1 protein-coding gene is annotated in these 1,496 nt (G+C 74.4%); it reads left to right on the forward strand.

Features of this window, described 5'->3' with window-relative positions:
* Positions 1–155: 155 nt before the first annotated feature.
* Positions 156–1,496 (forward strand): type I polyketide synthase (locus tag ACZ4XX_RS40265; protein WP_468512775.1); only part of this gene is annotated, 1,341 nt, incomplete at its 3' end.

A 1,496-nucleotide genomic window follows, 5' to 3' on the forward strand; every position in this document is an offset into this window, starting at 1 on the left:
CTAGGTCGGGGACGAAAACCGAAACCGACTTAAAAGCCGTGTGGGGGTGGACAGCCGAGCCCGGGGGGAGAAAAACCGATTTGGTTGGTTGGGGGGGGGGGGCGGGGGCCCCCCCCCCCCCCCCCCACGACCTGGCGCACGCACCCCTGTGGGGAATGGTCCGGTCCGCACGCAACGAGCACCCCGACCGCGTGATCCGACTGCTCGACATCGACGGCGGCCTCGACGACGCCGCCGCCCTGGGACGAGCCCTGGAGATCGTCGGCGAACCCGAGATCGCCGTACGGGAAGGCGAACCGAGGGCCGCCCGGCTCACCCGCGCGGACACCGGCACCGACGACACCCGCTCCGAGACCCCCGCACTGGACCCGCACGGATCCGTGCTCATCACCGGAGCACTGGGCGAACTCGGCCGCACGCTCGCCCGGCACCTCGTGACGGTCCACGGTGCCCGCCATCTCGTCCTCACGTCCCGGCGGGGCCCGGACGCCCCGGGCGCCACCGACCTGGTGGCCGAACTGACCGAGGCGGGCGCCGCCGACGTACGCGTCCTGGCCTGCGACACCGGCCGACGCGAGGACCTCGCCGACGTCCTCGCGGCCGTCGACGCCGACCACCCCTGGACCGCCGTGTTCCACCTGGCGGCCGTCATCGACGACGGCCTGCTCACCACGCAGGACGCCACGCGCCTGCACAGCGTCCTCGCGCCCAAGGCCGCCGGCGCCCTGCACCTCCACGACCTGACCAAGGAAGCGGGCCTGCGCCTGTCCGCGTTCGTCCTCTTCTCCTCGGCCGCGGGAGTCCTGGGCAGCGCCGGCCAGAGCACCTACGCGGCAGCCAACACCTTCCTCGACGCGCTCGCCGCGCTCCGCCACGCCGAAGGACTGCCGGCGACGAGCCTCGCCTGGGGCCTGTGGCAGCCCACCGGCGGCGGACTGACCGCCGGACTCGGCCGCGCCGACCTCGCCAGGATGAACCGCCAGGGCATCGGAGCCCTCACCCCGACGGAAGGACTCCGCCTCCTCGACCTCGCCCTGTCCCGGCGAGAGCCCCACCTCGTCCCCATCGAGCTCGACGTGGCCGCGATGCGCCACGCGGTGGACGACGGCTCCGCGCTCCCCGCCGTCCTCAGGACCCTCGTCGGCACCCGACCCACCCGGCGCCCGCACGGCACGGAGGGGACCGCCTCCGGCACGACCCCGCTGGGCGCCCGCCTCCTCGACATGCCCGACGAGCAGCGCCTCCACGTCCTCGACGCACTGGTGCGCCACGAGCTGTCCGTCGTCCTCGGCACGGGGCTCGACGCAACGGCGGACACGGACCGGACGTTCCGCGAGCTCGGCGTGGACTCCCTCATGTCCCTGGAGCTGAGCAAGCGCCTCGAAGAGGCCACGGGCCGCTCGCTCTCCACCGCCCTGGCGTTCGAGCACCCGACGCCGCGGGCCGTGGCGGAGCACCTGCTCGACGTCCTGGCGGAAGCCGTCCCGGCCCCCGTG

Source organism: Streptomyces sp. NPDC029956, assembly GCF_055574655.1.